Annotated in this window: 14 protein-coding genes; 10 read left to right on the plus strand and 4 right to left on the minus strand. The window is 70.0% G+C overall.

The window, feature by feature from the left end; translation table 11 throughout:
• Window positions 1-24 precede the first annotated feature (24 nt).
• Both ACFYPA_RS18655 and ACFYPA_RS18660 read right to left on the minus strand, forming a co-directional pair.
• Window positions 25-744 (minus strand): 4'-phosphopantetheinyl transferase superfamily protein, encoded by a 720-nt coding sequence (locus ACFYPA_RS18655; protein ID WP_359079325.1) that lies wholly within the window; start codon window positions 742-744, stop codon window positions 25-27.
• Window positions 745-907: 163 nt separating this feature from the next.
• The gene (locus ACFYPA_RS18660; protein ID WP_359079327.1) at window positions 908-1,261 is read right to left on the minus strand and encodes a DoxX family protein; all 354 of its coding nucleotides are present in this window, start codon (window positions 1,259-1,261) and stop codon (window positions 908-910) included.
• A 232-nt stretch (window positions 1,262-1,493) separates the two neighbouring features.
• Here ACFYPA_RS18660 and ACFYPA_RS18665 point away from each other — a divergent pair, with 232 nt between their 5' ends.
• From ACFYPA_RS18665 to ACFYPA_RS18695, 7 genes are all read left to right on the plus strand, one after another.
• Window positions 1,494-2,360: a sigma-70 family RNA polymerase sigma factor gene (locus ACFYPA_RS18665; protein ID WP_389132905.1), complete on the plus strand. Its 867-nt coding sequence runs from the start codon at window positions 1,494-1,496 to the stop codon at window positions 2,358-2,360.
• Window positions 2,361-2,671: 311 nt separating this feature from the next.
• On the plus strand, window positions 2,672-6,961 hold the full coding sequence (locus tag ACFYPA_RS18670; RefSeq protein ID WP_389132908.1) for a discoidin domain-containing protein: 4,290 nt from the start codon (window positions 2,672-2,674) through the stop codon (window positions 6,959-6,961).
• 213 nt (window positions 6,962-7,174) lie between these two features.
• Window positions 7,175-8,599 (plus strand): extracellular solute-binding protein, encoded by a 1,425-nt coding sequence (locus tag ACFYPA_RS18675; protein WP_359316722.1) that lies wholly within the window; start codon window positions 7,175-7,177, stop codon window positions 8,597-8,599.
• A gap of 78 nt (window positions 8,600-8,677) precedes the next feature.
• Window positions 8,678-9,637: a sugar ABC transporter permease gene (locus tag ACFYPA_RS18680; protein ID WP_359079337.1), complete on the plus strand. Its 960-nt coding sequence runs from the start codon at window positions 8,678-8,680 to the stop codon at window positions 9,635-9,637.
• A gap of 15 nt (window positions 9,638-9,652) precedes the next feature.
• The gene (locus tag ACFYPA_RS18685; RefSeq protein ID WP_359079339.1) at window positions 9,653-10,612 is read left to right on the plus strand and encodes a carbohydrate ABC transporter permease; all 960 of its coding nucleotides are present in this window, start codon (window positions 9,653-9,655) and stop codon (window positions 10,610-10,612) included.
• Window positions 10,613-10,748: 136 nt separating this feature from the next.
• Entirely contained in the window at window positions 10,749-12,374 is a 1,626-nt protein-coding gene (locus tag ACFYPA_RS18690) for a glycoside hydrolase family 13 protein (protein WP_389132912.1), read from the plus strand.
• An 89-nt stretch (window positions 12,375-12,463) separates the two neighbouring features.
• On the plus strand, window positions 12,464-12,790 hold the full coding sequence (locus ACFYPA_RS18695) for a cupin (RefSeq protein WP_359079343.1): 327 nt from the start codon (window positions 12,464-12,466) through the stop codon (window positions 12,788-12,790).
• An 8-nt stretch (window positions 12,791-12,798) separates the two neighbouring features.
• Here the strand turns inward: ACFYPA_RS18695 and ACFYPA_RS18700 are convergent, their stop codons facing one another.
• On the minus strand, window positions 12,799-14,058 hold the full coding sequence (locus tag ACFYPA_RS18700) for an RNA polymerase sigma factor (protein ID WP_389132914.1): 1,260 nt from the start codon (window positions 14,056-14,058) through the stop codon (window positions 12,799-12,801).
• Window positions 14,058-14,414 (minus strand): YciI family protein, encoded by a 357-nt coding sequence (locus ACFYPA_RS18705; protein WP_389132916.1) that lies wholly within the window; start codon window positions 14,412-14,414, stop codon window positions 14,058-14,060. Before ACFYPA_RS18705 ends, ACFYPA_RS18700 begins: the two co-directional genes overlap by 1 nt.
• Before the next feature lie 154 nt (window positions 14,415-14,568).
• Between ACFYPA_RS18705 and ACFYPA_RS18710 the strand changes: the two genes are divergently transcribed.
• The 3 genes from ACFYPA_RS18710 (at window position 14,569) to ACFYPA_RS18720 (ending at window position 17,299) form a co-directional block, all read left to right on the plus strand.
• Complete coding sequence (locus tag ACFYPA_RS18710; RefSeq protein WP_389132919.1) at window positions 14,569-15,195, plus strand: GNAT family N-acetyltransferase; 627 nt, start codon at window positions 14,569-14,571, stop codon at window positions 15,193-15,195.
• A gap of 124 nt (window positions 15,196-15,319) precedes the next feature.
• Entirely contained in the window at window positions 15,320-16,192 is an 873-nt protein-coding gene (locus ACFYPA_RS18715; RefSeq protein ID WP_359079350.1) for an ABC transporter substrate-binding protein, read from the plus strand.
• Window positions 16,193-16,366: 174 nt separating this feature from the next.
• A complete protein-coding gene (locus tag ACFYPA_RS18720; protein ID WP_389132922.1) occupies window positions 16,367-17,299 on the plus strand; it encodes a carbohydrate kinase in 933 nt (310 codons plus the stop codon).
• Window positions 17,300-17,309: the final 10 nt, after the last annotated feature.

Below are 17,309 nucleotides of genomic sequence, written 5' to 3' on the forward strand. Positions count from 1 at the left end.
GGTCGGTACGATCTGCGCGCCCCGTCATTTTCGCCGGTCACCGCCACGACCGGGCAGCTGCCCCGCCGTGCGGACGGCCACCGCCGCCGCGTATCCGGCGGGGACCCGGACATCCGTGATCGTCCAGCCCGCCGGGCCCGGACCGGGGCGGGGGCCGGTGCCCACGTGTTCGGCGGCGAGGCCGTCGGCCAGGCCGATGCCCTCACCCTTCAGATACGCCTCCTTGCGGGTCCAGACCCGGCCGAAGGCGACCGGCCGCTGTTCCTCGGGAAGCTCCGCCAGCTCGCGGGACTCCGCCGGATGCAGCTGACCGGCGATCTCGGACACGACCCCGGGCTTCGGCAGCTGCTCGACGTCCACCCCCACCGGCACGTCCGCGAACGCCAGCAGCGCCACTCCGCGGGAGTGCGACAGCGAGAAGTGCACACCGCCGCCGGTCACCGGACGGCCGTGCGGCCCACCGCAGGAGGGACACGGGTCCCGCGTGAGCGGGACGCTTTCGGGGGCGACCCCCAGCCGCGCCCCGAGCAGCAGCCGCAGGGCCACGTGCGCGGCGGCGTAGCAGCGGCGGTCGGCCGCCACGACCAGGCGGGCCGCCCTGTGGAGTTCGCCGTCATCGAGGATGTCCGGCGCCATCCGCTGCGCATGCCCGCCGTGCCGCACCGCGTCCACCAGCCACAACGAGGGGCCACCGGCCGGGGCGAGGGCGGGCAGCCGGTGGCCGTCCTCCGGGAAAGCGAACACGTCGGGCTGGTACACCGTTTCGTCGTTCCCTTCGCCGGGCGGGTGCCGTGGGGGCGGATCACGGCGGAGCGGTCCTTCATATCCTATGGAGATCCCGACGGGGCCCGAACATGCTCGATCGGCCGACGGCGGACCGCCACGGGCAGGGGCGCGTCGGCGTGGGTCATGTTCCGGCCACGAAGAAGCCGGTGGCGGCGATGGCGAGGAGCAGGTAAGCGCCCGGGGCGGCGATGTTGTGGAGGACCCGGGCGCGGAGGTGAACCACCACCGCCCCGACGAAGAACGCGATCAGGCCGACGCCTGCCGCCAGGCCCAGCCAGGGAACCCCGAGGAGGCCGACGAGGAGTCCGACGGCGCCTGCGAGTTTGAGGGTCGCCAGGTACGGCAACGCAGCCGGAGGGAGGCCGACCTCGGCGTTGTTCGCCAGCACGAACGGTGCCCGTGCGTAGTCCGCGATCGCGATGAACGCGTTCGCGACGGCACACGCTGCTGGGCCGATGATCAGGAGCGAGTTCATGAGCCGTACGCCCCCGCCGCGAGAAAACGTTCCGGGACGGAGCCCTGGCCAGGCTCGCTGGAGCACACGCTGCGGACTACGTCCTCCACCGGTGACGTTCGGGCGGCGATGTCGTTGCCGGTGCGCGACCGCACCATCTGTAGGCTCATGACGTTGTCATCTCCTCGGGATGCGAACAGGAATGGGTTGAACCGACCGTCCTGACGTCCACCGGCTCCGAAAGGTGACACCCATGCCGATCACGGCCGAAGAATTCGAGAGCGCGCGACCGTATTTGCTGTCGGTCGCCCACCGCATGCTCGGCTCGGTCCATGACGCCCAGGACGCCGTTCAGACGACATGGCTGCGGACCGTGACCGCCCGGTCCTCACCGCGGATCGAGAATCCGGTGGCTTGGCTCACCACTGTCACCGCCAGGGTCTGCCTGGACGAACTACGTGCCAGACGCCGTCGCAACGAGGCGCCGCTACTGGCGGGTGCCATCCCGGCCGCAGAACTGGCCGCGGACGAAGCGATGCTCCGCACGGAGGACGTCTCCCGGGCGCTCATGGTCCTGCTGCGGCGGCTGACCCCGCCCCAACGGGTCGCCTATGTCCTGCACGACCTGTTCTCCGTGCCGTTCGACCGGATCGCGCACGTGCTGGGTGGGACAGTGTCCGGCGCCAAGAAGCACGCCAGCAGGGCTCGGCAACGCCTCGACGGCGCCCGCTACGCCACGGAGTGGGACAGCCGGCCCGACCCGCAGGTCGTCGAAGCCTTCCTGGCGGCAGCCCGGACCGGGGATACGCGCACGATGATCCGACTGCTGGCGCCGGACAGCGTCCGCGACGCCGACGCGGCGCTCCTGCCCGGCGGAGTCCGCACCCTGGTCACCGGCGCCGAAAACATCGCCGCCGAGACCGTGCGCTTCCAAGATCGCCTCCACGCGGTCTGCGGACTCACGGTCAACAACAGGCCGGTGCACCTCATCGCACCGGGAGGGCATCCCCTCGCCACGATCGAGATCAGCACGGCCGACCGGAAGGTCACACGCATCACGCTGAGATCGGCCCGGGCGACGGACGAATTCACGGCTGCCCCGCCGTCAACCACCTCCTGACCCGTCACAACGCGGTGCGCAGCGCCCGTCCGCGGTGACAGGGCGAACGCGGCCCGGACGGGACCGTCAGGGCAGGGGCCCCCAAATACCTTGCCCACCAACCCAGTTGGCGCCCGAGCGGCGGCCTTCGTCGAGCGCCCCCCTTCTGTCGTAACAGTGGACTCGCCGTCATTTCTCTGCAACTCTCTGACCGCAAAACGCAAAAGTCCATCCCCGTGATGCAGGAAATCATGACTCTTCTGCCTCATCGGGTACGCAGACAGAGCCGCGCCTTGGTCGCGCCCTGCGCCGAGGCCGAAGATCGGGGACATATGAGAACGCGAATCCGCCGATGGCGGGTCCTTTCCGCCACCCTCACCACCAGCCTGCTGATGGTCGGCTGGCCGGCCCTCAACGCGTCGGCTGCCGGTGGCCCGAACATCGCCGCCGGTCACAGGACGGCAGCGAGCAGCGCCGGAAAGGAGAGGGCCGCCGCGAACATCGCGGACGGCGACCGGTCCACGTACTGGGAAGGGGCGGGCAGCACCCTGCCCCAATGGGTGCAGAGCGACCTGGGCAGGGTCACCCGCATCGACAGGGTCACACTGAAGCTTCCCCAGGACTTCAAGACCCGCCGGCAGACGCTCTCGCTCCAGGGAAGCGTCGACGGCACGAGCTTCACCACGCTGAAGACCTCGGCTGCCTACACCTTCGCCCCGGGCAGCTCGAACGAGGTGACCATCGACGTCCCGGCCACCCGGGCACGGTTCGTACGGGCGGACATCACCGCGAACACCGCGTCGAAGAACGGCCAGCTCGCCGAGCTGGAGGTCCGGGCGGCCGCCGAGTCGTCGGTGAACCTGGCGGCCGGCCGCACGCTCACGGCCAGCAGCTACACCCAGACGTATGTCGCCGCCCACGCCAACGACGGCAACACGGCCAGCTACTGGGAGAGCCGCAACAACGAACTGCCGCAGTGGATCCAGGCCGACCTCGGCTCCTCCGTCCGGGTGGACCGTGTGGTGCTGCGGCTGCCGGGCGGCTGGGAGGCCCGCAGCCAGACGCTGAAGATCCAGGGCAGCGCCAACGGCACGGACTTCCAGGATCTGACCCAGTCCACGCCCTACACCTTCAGTCCGACGGCAGGCGAGTCGGCGACGATCTCCTTCGACGCCACGACCACCCGCTACGTGCGCGTGCTCGTGAGCGCCAACTCCGTCCAGCCGGGCGCCCAGGTCTCCGAACTGGAGATCTACGGCCCCGCGTCGGGTGACACCCAGGCGCCGAGTGCTCCGGCGCAACTGGCGTACACCGAACCGGCCACCGGACAGATCAGGCTGACCTGGAAGGCGTCGACGGACGACACCGCGGTCACCGGCTACGACGTCTACGCGGACAACACGCTGCTGACGAGTGTGGCCGGCGATGTCACGACCTTCACCGACACCCGCCCGGCCGGTGCGACCGTGTCGTACTACGTCCGCGCCAAGGACGCGGCGGGCAACGTCTCGGCGAACAGCAACACCGTGACACGGACCGGAGGCACCGGCGACACCCAGGCGCCGACCGCACCGGCCAACCTGAGTTTCACCGAAGCGACCGCCGGTCAGATCAAGCTGGTCTGGCAGGCGTCCACCGACAACAAGGGCGTCACCGGTTACGACGTCTACGCCAACAACGTGCTGCGCAAGAGCGTGGCGGGCGACGTCACCACCTACACGGACGCCCAGTCGGCCGGGGTCACCGTCTCCTACACCGTCCGGGCCAGGGACGCGGCGGGCAACGTATCGGGCGACAGCAACACCGTCACCCGCAACGGCAGCACGGGCACCGCCTCCAACCTGGCGGTCGGCAAGCCCGTCACCGCTTCCTCCGTGGTCCACACGTTCGTCGCGGAGAACGCCAACGACAACAGCGTGACCACTTACTGGGAAGGCGCCGGGGGAAGTTACCCGAACACCCTGACGGTGAAGCTGGGGGCCAACGCCGACACCGAGAGCGTCGTCGTCAAGCTCAACCCGGACAGCGCCTGGGGGGCCAGGACCCAGAACATCCAGGTCCTCGGGCGGGAGCAGGGTGCCTCTTCCTTCGCCGGTCTGGTCGCGGCCAAGGACTACGCGTTCAGCCCGGGCAGCGGCAACACGGTGACGATTCCGGTCGGCGCCCGGGTCGCGGACGTGCAGCTGAAGTTCACCTCCAACACCGGTGCGCCCGCCGGTCAGGTCGCGGAGTTCCAGGTGCTGGGCGCCCCGGCACCCAATCCGAACCTCCAGGTCAGCGCGGTGACGGCGACTCCGGCGGCGCCGGTCGAATCGGACCCGGTCACGCTCACCGCGACGGTGCGCAACAGCGGTCCGGTCGCGGCACCGGCGAGCAAGGTCGAGTTCCGGCTCGGCGGCTCCAAGGTCGCCACCGCCTCCGTGGGCGCGCTCGCCGCCGGGGCCTCCGCCCAGGTCAGCGCCGGAATCGGCCCGCGCGACGCGGGCACGTACCCACTGAGCGCGGTCGCCGACCCGGCGAACGAGGTCATCGAGCAGAACGAGACCGACAACACCTACACGAGTACGACCGGCCTGGTCGTGAAGCCGGTCGCCAGCTCGGACCTGGTCTCCACCGGGGTCAGCACCTCCCCGTCGGCGCCGTCCGCCGGTCAGAACGTCGCCTTCTCGGTCGCCATCAGGAACCAGGGCTCGGTGGCCTCCGCCGCGGGCGGCCACGCCATCACGCTGACCCTGAGCGACTCCAAGGGCGCCACGGTGAAGACCCTCACCGGCACCTATTCCGGGGCGATAGCCGCGGGTGCGACCGGCGCCCCGGTGAACCTGGGCAGCTGGACCGCGGTCAACGGCTCGTACTCCGTGAAGACGGTGATCGCGGACGACACCAACGAGCTCCCGGTCAAGCGCGGGAACAACACCGCCACCAGCTCGCTCTTCGTCGGACGCGGCGCCAACATGCCGTATGACATGTACGAGGCGGAGGACGGGGCCACCGGCGGTGGAGCCCAGGTCGTCGGCCCGAACAGGACCGTCGGCGACATCGCGGGCGAGGCGTCCGGACGTAAGGCCGTCACCCTCAACAGCTCCGGAAACTACGTGGAGTTCACCACCAGGGCGAGCGCCAACACCCTGGTGACCCGCTATTCCATCCCGGACTCCGCAGGGGGCGGAGGCATCGACTCCAAGCTGAACATCTACGTCGACGGCAGCTTCCTCAAGGCCATCGACCTGACCTCGAAGTACGCCTGGCTGTACGGCGCCGAGACCGGACCCGGCAACTCCCCGGGAGCGGGCTCACCGCGGCACATCTACGACGAGGCGAACGTGATGCTGGGCAGGACCGTCCCGGCAGGGAGCAGGATCCGGCTCCAGAAGGACACCGCCAACACCAGCACCTACGCGATCGACTTCGTCAGCCTGGAGCAGGCGGCACAGATCGCCAACCCCGATCCGGCCGCCTATGCCGTCCCCGCCGGCTTCACCCACCAGGACGTCCAGAACGCCCTGGACCAGGTGCGGATGGACACCACGGGCAAGCTGGTGGGCATCTACCTGCCCGCCGGCGACTACCAGACCGCGAGCAAGTTCCAGGTCTACGGGAAGGCCGTGAAGGTCGTCGGCGCGGGCCCCTGGTACACCAGGTTCCACGCCCCCTCCACCCAGGAGAACACCGACATCGGCTTCCGGGCCGAGGCCAGTGCCAAGGGATCGTCGTTCGCGAACTTCGCGTACTTCGGGAACTACACCTCGCGCATCGACGGACCGGGCAAGGTGTTCGACTTCTCCAACGTCTCGGACATGGTCATCGACAACGTCTGGAACGAGCACACGGTGTGCCTCTACTGGGGTGCGAACACCGACAGCATCACCATCAAGAACTCCCGCATCCGAGACACGTTCGCCGACGGCATCAACATGACCAACGGCTCGACGGACAACCACGTCGTGAACAACGAGTCCCGGGCCACCGGCGACGACAGCTTCGCACTGTTCTCGGCGATCGACTCCGGCGGCGCCGACATGAAGAACAACGTCTACGAGAACCTCACCTCGCTGCTGACCTGGCGTGCGGCGGGCGTCGCCGTCTACGGCGGCTACGACAACACCTTCCGCAACATCCACATCGCGGACACCCTCGTCTACTCCGGCATCACCGTCAGTTCGCTGGACTTCGGCTACCCGATGAACGGGTTCGGGACCGGTCCGACGACGGTCGAGAACGTGTCGGTGGTCCGCTCCGGCGGCCATTTCTGGGGGACGCAGACTTTCCCCGGCATCTGGCTGTTCTCCGCCTCCAAGGTCTTCCAGGGCATCCGGATCAACCACGTGGACATCGTCGATCCGACGTACAGCGGCATCATGTTCCAGACCAACTACGTGGGAGGACAGCCGCAGTTCCCCATCAAGGACACGGTCCTGACCGACATCTCGATCTCCGGCGCCCACCGCAGCGGGGACGCCTTCGACGCCAAGTCCGGATTCGGACTGTGGGCCAACGAGATGCCGGAGTCCGGCCAGGGGCCGGCCGTCGGTGAGGTCACCTTCAACGGGCTCAAGCTCAGCGACAACGCTCAGGACGTGAAGAACACGACGTCCACCATGAAGATCAACATCAACCCGTAACCGGCACCGCAACCAGGGCGCCGTCCGGTCCGCCGGACGGCGCTCCGTGCTGCGCGTGAGGCGCACGCCGCACGCTGCGTGCGAAGCACTGTCAAACTTTTACGAAAACTGCGCGAGATATTGCGTTCACATGTCGCCGCTGGTTGAGTGTGGCTCGCCCCGGCAGAGAGTCGGCCGAGGGCCATCCACGCTCATGCCCAAAGGGGACCATCGATGAGAAGTGCCGGGTTGCGCCGCACACGCCGTATCAGCCGTGCCTCCGCGGCTGCCCTTGTCACCGCACTTGCCCTGACCTCGCTCGCCTCCTGCGGCACGAGCAGCAGCAAGGACGACGACTCGAGCAGTGCGTCCAAGGGTTCGTCCGACCCTTCGGCTCCGCTGGACCCGAAGGCGAAGGTGACGATCTCGATCGACTGCATGCCGCCGGCGGCCAAGGCCGCGGAGCTGCGTGAGTGGAAGGAGGACATCAAGACGTTCAACAAGACGTACCCGAACGTCACGATCAACGGGAAGTCGACTCCGGGCCAGTGCAACGAGCCGCCCCGCTTCACCGCCATGCTGAAGGGGAAGTCGCAACCCGACGTCTTCTACGCGTACTTCACCGATCTCCAGCAGGTGCTGGACAACGACGGGGCCGAGGACATCTCCGCCTACGTCAACGACAAGTCGGTGCCCGCCCTGAAGGACATCCAGACCCAGGTCATCGATGTGGCCCGTAAGGACGGCAAGCTCTACGCCCTGCCGACCAGCAACTACACCATGGGTCTGATGATCAACCGGAAGCTGTTCACGCAGGCCGGCCTCGACCCGAACACCCCGCCCGCCACCTGGGAGGAGGTCCGCACCGCTGCCAAGAAGATCGCGGGTCTGGGCAAGGGCATCGCCGGCTTCGGCGAGTACAGCGCCGGCAACAACGGCGGATGGCACTTCGCCGCCACCCAGTACGGCCTGGGAGGGGACGTCGTCGACGCCTCGGGCAAGAAGGCGGCCTTCAACGACGCCAGCGGCAAGCAGGTCCTCCAGCAACTGCACGACATGCGCTGGGAGGACGACAGCATGGGCAAGACCCAGCTGCTGAAGTGGGGCGACCTCCAGAAGCAGATATCCAGCGACAAGCTGGGCATGTTCCTCGCCGCCCCCGACGACATCGCGTACATGGTGCAGCAACTCGGCGCCCAGTACGAGACCTTCGGCCTGGGCCCGATCCCCGGCGCCAAGGGGACGCTGTTCGGCGGCAACAACTACATGATCAAGAAGGGCAGTTCGCCCGACCAGATCAAGGCCGCCGTCGCCTGGCTGAACTTCAAGAACCTCACTCCGGGCAAGGGGCAGTTCGACTGGGCCCGCACCAAGGCCGACAAGCTCCCCGTCGGCCTCCCGCAGCCGAACTTCTTCCTGGGCGACAGCAAGGCCAAGGACGACGCCGCACGCACCGCCAACGCGTCGATGCCCATCGAGAACTTCAGGGCCTTCATGGACAACCCCGTCCAGGGGAAGGCCGAGCCGCCGAAGGCTCAGGAGATCTACAAGATCCTCGACAACGCCATGTCCGGCGTGCTGACCAACGAGGACGCCGACATCGACAAGCTGCTCTCCACCGCCGAGCAGCAGGTCAACCAGGTTCTGGCCAACCAGTAACGGACGCGCGGGACCGGGTCACGCGGACCCGGTCCCGCATCCGGCCCCCTGAGTTCACCGGCACCGAGGAGACACACCATGTCGGCCCCTACCCTGTCCTCCCGCAAGGCGACCGGGCCCCGCCCGGGACATCCGGCCCCAGCCCGCCGGGACTCCGCCCGCGAGGAGTTCCTGCGCGCCGTGCGCCGCAACATCTCAGCGCACGGGTTCCTGATCGGAGCGGTGCTCTGCTTCTCGCTCTTCTCGTGGTACCCGATGGTCAGGGAATTCGTCCTGGCCTTCCAGAAGACCGAGGACGGCAGGACCACCTGGGCCGGCTGGTCCAACCTGACCTACGTCTTCAACGACCCCGCGTTCTGGCAGGCCTGGCGCAACACCGCGCTGTTCACCGTGCTGGCGCTGCTGCTCGGCTTTTTCGTCCCGTTCGTCGTCGCCGTCGTGCTCAACGAGTTCCGGCACGGGCAGGGCTATCTGCGGCTGCTGGTCTACCTCCCCGTGATGCTGCCGCCGGTCGCCTCCGTCCTGCTCTTCAAGTACTTCTACGACCCCGGATACGGTCTCTTCAACCGCATCCTGGACATCTTCCATCTGCCGGCCCAGCAGTGGCTCCAGGACACCGACACCGCGATGCTGTCCGTCGTCATCGCGGCGACCTGGATGAACATGGGCGGCGCGACCCTGATCTACCTGGCCGCACTCCAGGGCATCCCGGGGGAGCTGTACGAGGCGGCGGAGCTCGACGGCGCGGGACTGCTGCGCAAGGTCTGGCACGTCACCATCCCGCAGACCCGGCTCATCCTCTCGCTGCTCCTGCTCATGCAGGTCATCGCGACGATGCAGGTCTTCACCGAGCCGTTCCTGCTCACCAACGGCGCCGGCCCGGAGGGCTCCACCACCACGGTCGTCTACCTCATCTACCAGTACGCCTTCAACTTCAACAACTACGGCAGCGCGGCGGCACTCGGCCTCGTCCTGCTCGTCGTCCTCGCGGGATTCTCCGCGGTGTACGTACGACTGAGCCGCAGCAGCGAAGACTAGGACGGGAGCACGACCATGGCAGCGAACACGCTTGTCTCCCGGCGCGGGAGCGACCTGCACAAGACCGGCCGGCGCAGAGCGGCACGCCCCGCCGACCTCGGGCGCCAGCGGACCCTGATCTCACCGGCCCAGCTCGGCAGGCCCCGCGGCAAGGCCTTCTACTGGATCGTCTTCTCCCTCGTCATCATCCTGTTCACGGTGGTTTTCCTCGGGCCGCTGTACTGGATGGTCACCGGCGGCCTCAAGACCACCCAGGAAGTCGTCCAGAGCCCGCCCACCGCCTTCCCCAGCTCGCTCCACACCGAGAACTACAGCCAGGCCTGGACCGTGATGGACCTGTCCAAGCTCCTGTTCAACACCCTCTACTACGCCTTCGGGGCGCTCGTCTTCCAGCTGGTCTTCGACGTCGCGGCCGCGTACTCGCTGTCCAAGCTGCGGCCGGTGTTCGGCAAGGTCATCCTCGGGATGATGCTGGCCACCCTGATGATCCCGGCCACCGTGCTGGTCGTACCCCAGTACCTCACGGTCCTCGACGTGCCCGTCTTCCAGCGCAACCTGGTCAACTCGCCCTGGGCGATCTGGCTGCCGTCGGTCACCAACGCCTTCAACATCTTCCTGCTGAAGCGGTTCTTCGACTCGATCCCGCGCGAACTCCTCGACGCCGCCTCGATCGACGGCGCGTCACCCCTGCGCACCCTGCGATCGATCGTCCTGCCGATCTCCCGGCCGATCCTCGGCGTCGTCTCCATCTTCGCCGTCGTCGGGGTGTGGAAGGACTTCCTCTGGCCGATGCTCACCCTGCCCGACCCCAGCAAACAGACCCTCAACGTGGGCATCTACTCACTGGCCAGCGGTGTGCCCGAGAACGTCCTCATCGCCGCGCTCACCATCGCGTCGATCCCGACGCTGCTCATCTTCCTGCTCTTCCAGCGCAACATCATGAGCGGTCTGACCGCGGGCGGCCTCAAGGGCTAGTGCCCTCCGGACCGCGCCCCGCCCGACCGGGGCCCCGTCCCGCCGCCTTCCCCTCAGCACTCCGCCGCCGGCCCTCCCATCCTGCCCCGCTCGCCGGGCCGGCGGCGGAGTCCCACCTGCCCGAAAGGAACGTCACGTGGCAGCCAACCGTCCGTCCGAGGCCACCGCGAACTGGTGGCGGGACGCCGCCATCTACCAGATCTACGTACGCAGCTTCGCCGATGGCGACGGTGACGGCACCGGCGACCTCGCCGGGGTCCGGGCCAAGCTGCCCTACCTCGTCGAACTCGGCGTGGACGCACTGTGGTTCACCCCCTGGTACCTCTCACCACTCGCCGACGGCGGCTACGACGTGGCCGACTACCGCACCATCGACCCCGCGTTCGGCACCCTCGCCGAGGCCGAGAAACTGATCGCCGAGGCCCGGGGCCTGGGCATCCGCACCATCATCGACATCGTGCCCAACCATGTGTCCGACCAGCACGCCTGGTTCCGTGCCGCCCTCGAAGCCGGCTCCGGCAGCCCCGAGCGCGACCTCTTCCACTTCCGTACCGGGCGGGGTGCCGACGGCGAGATCCCGCCCAACGACTGGGTCTCCGAATTCGGCGGCACACCCTGGACCCGGCTGGACGACGGCGAGTGGTACCTCCACCTCTTCGCCACCCAGCAGCCCGACCTCAACTGGGCACACCCCGCGGTCCGCCGCGAGCACGAGGACGTCCTGCGCTTCTGGTTCGAACGCGGCGTCTCGGGCGTGCGGATCGACTCGGCCGCCCTGCTCGCCAAGGACCCCGCACTGCCCGACTTCGTCCGGGGCAGCGACCCGCACCCCTTCGTCGACCGCGACGAACTGCACGACATCTACCGTTCCTGGCGGGCCATCGCCGACGAGTACGACGGCGTCTTCGTCGGCGAGGTGTGGCTCCCGGACACCGAGCGGTTCGCCCGCTACCTGCGCCCCGACGAACTGCACACCGCATTCAACTTCAACTTCCTCGCCTGTCCGTGGGACTCCGCACTGCTGCGGACCGCGATCGACGACACGCTCGCGGAACACGCCCCGGTCGGCGCGCCGGCCACCTGGGTCCTGTGCAACCACGACGTGACCCGCACCGTCACCCGCTACGGGCGCGCGGAGACCGGGTTCGACTTCGCCGCGAAGACCTTCGGCACCCCCACCGATCTCGCCCTCGGCACCCGCCGGGCCCGCGCCGCGGCCCTCCTGTCACTGGCCCTGCCCGGCGCGGCCTACCTCTACCAGGGGGAGGAACTCGGCCTTCCGGAAGCCGACATCCCGTTGGACCGCATCCAGGACCCGATGCACTTCCGTAAGGGCGGCACCGACCCGGGACGCGACGGCTGCCGGGTCCCGCTGCCCTGGGCGGCGAAGGAACCGCACGCCGGATTCGGCGCCACCGCCGCGCCCTGGCTGCCACAGCCGGACGGCTGGTCCGACTACGCCGCCGACCTCCAGCGCGGCGATCCGGACTCGATGCTCAGCCTGTACCGCGAGGCCCTGCGCCTGCGCCGCAGCGAACCGGGCTTCGAGACGGGAGGAGAGCCCGGAATACGCAGACTGACCTGGCTCGACACGGCGCCCGGGGTGCTCGCCTTCGCCCGGACCGATGGCCTCGTCTGCGTCGTCAACCTGGCCGACGAGGCCGCCGAGCTGCCCCCGTACACCGGGATTCTGCTGGCCAGCGGCCCCCTCGACCCTGCGGGGGGACTGCCGCGCGACACCGCGGTCTGGCTGCGCACCTGACCGCACGGTCTCGGAGGACCCGGCCGCACGCGGCACGGCCGGGTCCGGCAGGTTCGCGGGGGAGCGGGGGCTGCGGCACAGTAGGGCATATGGACGCACCGAATGATCTGAACGCCCTGGCCGACGAACACCTGGCCGCAGCCCGCACCTCCCCGCACGGCCGCAGCGCCCACCTCCTGCTCCACGAGGACCCGATGCGCCAGACCGTCATCGCACTGGCCTCCGGGCGCGCCCTCGACGAGCACAACGCCCCGCCCGCCGCCTCCCTCCAGGTGCTGCGGGGCGCGGTGCGGATCACCGCCGAGTCCGGTGATGTGGAGCTGGCCGCCGGGCAGCTCCACCCGATCCCCCAGGAACGGCACGGGCTGCTCGCCCTGGAGGACGCCGTGGTGCTGCTGACGGCCGTCAACGACTGAGGGACCGGTCACCCTGCGGGCAGCGCGTCGCGGCGGTGCCGGAGGAAGTCCTGCTCGGCCCTGTTGTCCGTGAGCGCGGCGGCCGCCTCGTACGCGGTGGCCGCCTCCGCCACACGGCCCAGCCTGCGCAGCAGATCGGCCCGTACGGCGTGGAACACGTAGTAACCGTCGAGCTCAAGTTCGTCCAGGAGCGCGAGCGCCTGACCCGGCCCCGCCACCTCGGCCACCGCCACCGCACGGTTCAGCGCCACCACCGGATCAGGGGCCACGGCCAGCAACTGGTCGTACAGCCGCAGGACCTGCTGCCAGTCGGTGTCCGCCGCGACCGCCGCGTCGCTGTGCACCGCGTTCACCGCGGCCTGGATCTGGTACGGGCCGGGGCGGCCCCTGCGCAGGCACTGCCGGACGAGATCCTGCCCCTCGGCGATCAGCCCGCGGTCCCACACACCTCGGTCCTGCTCGTCCAGCGGCACCAGTTCGCCCTTCGGCCCCGAGCGTGCGGGGCGGCGCGACTCGGTGAGCAGCATGAGGGCCAGCAGCCCCACCGCCTCCGGTTCGCCGGGCATCAGCTCCACCAGCAGCCGGCCGAGGCGGACGGCCTCCGCGCACAGGTCCTCGCGCACCAGCCGGTCACCCGAACCGGCCGCGTACCCCTCGTTGAAGACGAGGTAGACCACGGCCAGGACCGAGCGGACGCGTTCGGGCAGATCGGAGTCCGCCGGCACCCGGTACGGGATCCGCGCCTCGCGGATCTTGGCCTTCGCCCGTACCAGCCGCTGCGCCATCGTCGGCTCCGGAACCAGGAACGCGCGCGCCAGCTCGACGGTGGTGAGGCCGCCCAGCAGGCGCAGGGTCAGGGCGACCTGGGCGGCCGTGGAGAGCGCGGGGTGGCAGCAGGTGAACATCAGGCGGAGCCGGTCGTCCTGCACGGGGCCCTCCTCGGCCGGTTCGCCCGGGGCGGTCAGGAGCCCGGCCTGGGCGTGCCGGTTGGCCCGCGAGGCCTCCCGGCGCAGCCGGTCGACGGCCCGGTTGCGGGCGGTGGTGATGATCCAGCCGGCCGGTGCGGGCGGTACCCCGGCGTCCGGCCAGCGGTCGAGCGCGGTGGTGAACGCCTCCTGGACCGCCTCCTCGGCGATGTCGATGTCACCGAAGGTGCCGACGAGCACGGCCACGCAGCGCCCGTACTCGTCGCGGAAGAGCCGCTCGATCGCCGGAACGGGCACGTCCGCGGCGTCCGGTCCGTCCCCCGGGGCGGACGGGTCCGGCATCAGCCCTCCACTTCGCCCTCGAACGGCCTGACCTCGATGGGCAGTCCGATGGCCAGGGCGGCCTTGCGCCCCCAGACCAGCGCGGCGTCCAGATCGGGCGCCTTGATGATGCTGAGCCCGCCGAGGTACTCCTTGCCCTCGATGTACGGGCCGTCGGTGAGCACGGTGTCGCCGTCCTTCGCCCGCACGACGGTGGCAGTGTCCGGCGCGCTCAGTCCGCCGTCGAAGACCCAGGCCCCGGCCTCCTGGAGCTCCCGGTGGAAGCCCTCGACCCTCCGCATGATGCGGCCCAGTTCCTCGGGGGCGGGCGGGACGCCGTCGGCCGGTGTGACCACGCTGAGCAGGTAGTGCTTCATGGTGTGCCTCCTCGGAACGGGGCCGGCGCCGTGCCGGCCTCTCACCCTCTATACGAACGGCCGCCGCCCGGATCGACACGGAACACGGCCGTGTTCGACGAAATCTTCCCCATCGACCTTGTGGGAGCGCTCCCAAAGTCGGCAGGATGACGCGATGACCTCGTTTCCCGGCCTGCGGGCCTATCGGACCGACGACCGCGCGGCCCTCGCCGACATCTGTGTACGGACGGCCGACAACGGCGGCGACTCCCGGCACCTATATCCGGACCCGGAGCTGATGCCGTCGATCTTCGCCGCACCGTACGCCTTCCTCGAACCCGACCTGGCGTTCGTCGTCGACGACGGCACGGGCCGGGCGGTCGGCTACATCCTGGGAACGGCCGACACCCCGCGCTTTGTGACGGAGTTCCGCAAGCGCTGGCTGCCGCTCGTCGACGACCGGTACCCGCGGCCGGACGCGGCACCTCTGAGTCCCAGCGACGAGATGATCGGACTCCTGCACAACCCCGAGCGCATGGTCCTGCCCGAACTCACCGGCCACCCGGCCCACTTGCACATCGACCTGCTGCCCGAGTGGCAGCGCAAGGGGTACGGGAGGGAGTTGATGCGCACCTTCCTTGCGGCCCTGCACGCCAAGGGGGTCGAAGGCGTGCACCTGTCCATGCTCACGGCCAACACACCGGCCAGGGCGTTCTACGACCGGCTCGGTTTCGCGGAGATCGAGGTCCCGGACCCCGGGCCCGTCACCTACCTCGTGCGCTCCACGGCGGCCGACCTCTAGGGCATGTGTCGGACACCCCCTGGTCCGTCACCGGTGCCATGGGTGCCACCCGGGTTTGCTGGGCAGGTAGTCCCGGACGAGACCGCTCCGGGGGGCGGGCAGCCGGTGGCGAGAGGTGTGTGACGTGAGCGAGCGGACCGTGTGGGAATTCTCCGACGACCGTGGTCAGGTGTCGACTGCCGGGAGGCGGCCGACGAGGGTCCTCGCCTATGTTCAGGCGGGCGCGACCTTATGGGATCACGGCATCCGCCCGAGCGGGATATTCGGCTCGGGCCACGACGACCCCGCGGTGCCGGACGCGGCGAAGACCGGTTCGCTGCCGCCGGCCGGCATCCCGTACGCCGGGGCGGGCCCCACGCTGGACGCGGACACGCTGCTGAGCGGTGAACCGGACCTCGTGGTGGCCGTCAGCTACGGCGGCGGCCAGGTCTACGGCCTCGATCCGGAGACGGCCAAGCATCTGGAGGGGCACGTCCCGGTCGTCGTCATCGACGTGGGGCAGGCACGCACCCTCGCGGAGATCGGTGACCGGTTCGCCGAGCTGGCCCGGTCGCTCGGGGCCGAGGAGCCCCCGGCGGCCACCCGGGAGCTGGACGCGGCCCGGGACCGGGTGCGCGCGCTCACCTCGGGTCCGGACAGGGCGAGGGTGCTCGCCCTGTCACCGGCGGGCCAGGAGCAGGCGCATCTTGCCCGACCCCGGATGTGGCCCGAGCTGCGGGTGCTGACCGAGCTGGGCGTCGGCCTGGTGGAACCGGCCGAGGGCCCCGGGGCGAACTGGTCCACGGTCGGCTGGGCCCAGGCCGCCGCGCTGCGGCCGGCCGTCGTGCTCGCCGACATCAGGGCCCACGCCACCGCCCTCGGTGATCTCCGGTCCGACGGTCCGTGGGCGGCGGTGGAGCGCTCGGTGCGCGTGGTGCCCTGGAACCCCGAGCCGGTGTGCAGCGCGCGGGCCCACGCACAATTCCTGGCTCTCGTGGCCGACGCGCTGGAGGCTTAGCCGGAACGGCTTCGGGAGGGGCCGCTCCGTGACGGGGCGCGGCCGGTTGCCGGCCCCGACCGGGCCGCCCACGGCAGGATCGGTGACGCGGCACGTGCGCAGGACTCGGCACGCGCGCAGGCGGTGTGGTCTGCCAGGATGCCTACGCCCTCGCACAACAGGAGACACCCCCTCATGCTCGACAGACTCGACCTGCTGGTCATCGGCGAATGCGTCGCGGACGTCGTCCGGCTGCCGGACGCGGCCGACCGGGTCCACCCGGGCGGCAGCCCGGCCAACGTCGCGTACGGCCTGGCCAGACTCGGCCACGACACGACCCTGCTCACCCAGCTCGGAGCGGACGAGAAGGGGCGGCTGATCCGTGCCCACCTGACCGGCGCCGGTGTCGAGGTCCGAACGGACGGCTCCACCGCGCCCACTCCCTCCGCCGTCGTGAACCTGGACGGCGCCGGGCGGGCCTCGTACGCCTTCGACATCACCTGGACGCTCGGTCCCGTCTCCCTGGAGCGGCCCCCGGCGCATGTCCACACGGGATCGATCGCGGCGGTCACGGAACCCGGCGCGGCGGCGGTCGTCGCCGCCGTCGAATCACTGCGCGCCGCCGCAACGGTCAGCTACGACCCCAACGTGCGACCGGAGCTGATGGGGGACCACGAGGCCGCCGTGCGCAAGGCCGAGCGCTGTGTGGCACTCAGCGATGTGGTGAAGGCGAGCGACGAGGACCTGGAGTGGCTGTATCCGGGCGTGGAGCCGGTGAAGGCGGCCGAGCGGTGGCTCGCCACCGGGCCCGCCGTCGTCCTCGTCACCCGGGGTGGTGACGGAGCGTTCGCGGTCCTGCGCGCGGGGCCGCTGACGGTGGACGCGTTGCCCGCCGAGGTCGTCGACACGGTGGGGGCGGGGGACGCCTTCATGTCCGGCACCCTGCACGCGCTCGCCGCACACGGCCTGCTCGGGCCGGCCGGCCGGGAGCGGCTGCGGGCACTGGACCGGGCGACCGCGAAGGACGTCCTGCGTCACGCATCGGCTTCGGCGGCCGTCACGGTCGCCCGCGCAGGTGCCAGCCCGCCCGACCCGGCGGAACTGCGCGAGGCGCTCGGCCGGAGGTGAAAGCGACGGT

The sequence above is a fragment of the Streptomyces sp. NPDC005775 genome (assembly GCF_042871565.1).
GTDB lineage: Bacteria > Actinomycetota > Actinomycetes > Streptomycetales > Streptomycetaceae > Streptomyces.

Bases quoted from the DNA above. Each gene is read 5' to 3' on its own strand.
- ACFYPA_RS18705 (WP_389132916.1), bottom strand. From the start codon at position 14,414: ATGAAGCACTACCTGCTCAGCGTGGTCACACCGGCCGACGGCGTCCCG.
- ACFYPA_RS18710 (WP_389132919.1), top strand. From the start codon at position 14,569: ATGACCTCGTTTCCCGGCCTGCGGGCCTATCGGACCGACGACCGCGCG.
- ACFYPA_RS18675 (WP_359316722.1), top strand. From the start codon at position 7,175: ATGAGAAGTGCCGGGTTGCGCCGCACACGCCGTATCAGCCGTGCCTCC.
- ACFYPA_RS18680 (WP_359079337.1), top strand. From the start codon at position 8,678: ATGTCGGCCCCTACCCTGTCCTCCCGCAAGGCGACCGGGCCCCGCCCG.
- ACFYPA_RS18695 (WP_359079343.1), top strand. From the start codon at position 12,464: ATGGACGCACCGAATGATCTGAACGCCCTGGCCGACGAACACCTGGCC.
- ACFYPA_RS18660 (WP_359079327.1), bottom strand. From the start codon at position 1,261: ATGAACTCGCTCCTGATCATCGGCCCAGCAGCGTGTGCCGTCGCGAAC.
- ACFYPA_RS18670 (WP_389132908.1), top strand. From the start codon at position 2,672: ATGAGAACGCGAATCCGCCGATGGCGGGTCCTTTCCGCCACCCTCACC.
- ACFYPA_RS18685 (WP_359079339.1), top strand. From the start codon at position 9,653: ATGGCAGCGAACACGCTTGTCTCCCGGCGCGGGAGCGACCTGCACAAG.
- ACFYPA_RS18720 (WP_389132922.1), top strand. From the start codon at position 16,367: ATGCTCGACAGACTCGACCTGCTGGTCATCGGCGAATGCGTCGCGGAC.
- ACFYPA_RS18700 (WP_389132914.1), bottom strand. From the start codon at position 14,058: ATGCCGGACCCGTCCGCCCCGGGGGACGGACCGGACGCCGCGGACGTG.
- ACFYPA_RS18665 (WP_389132905.1), top strand. From the start codon at position 1,494: ATGCCGATCACGGCCGAAGAATTCGAGAGCGCGCGACCGTATTTGCTG.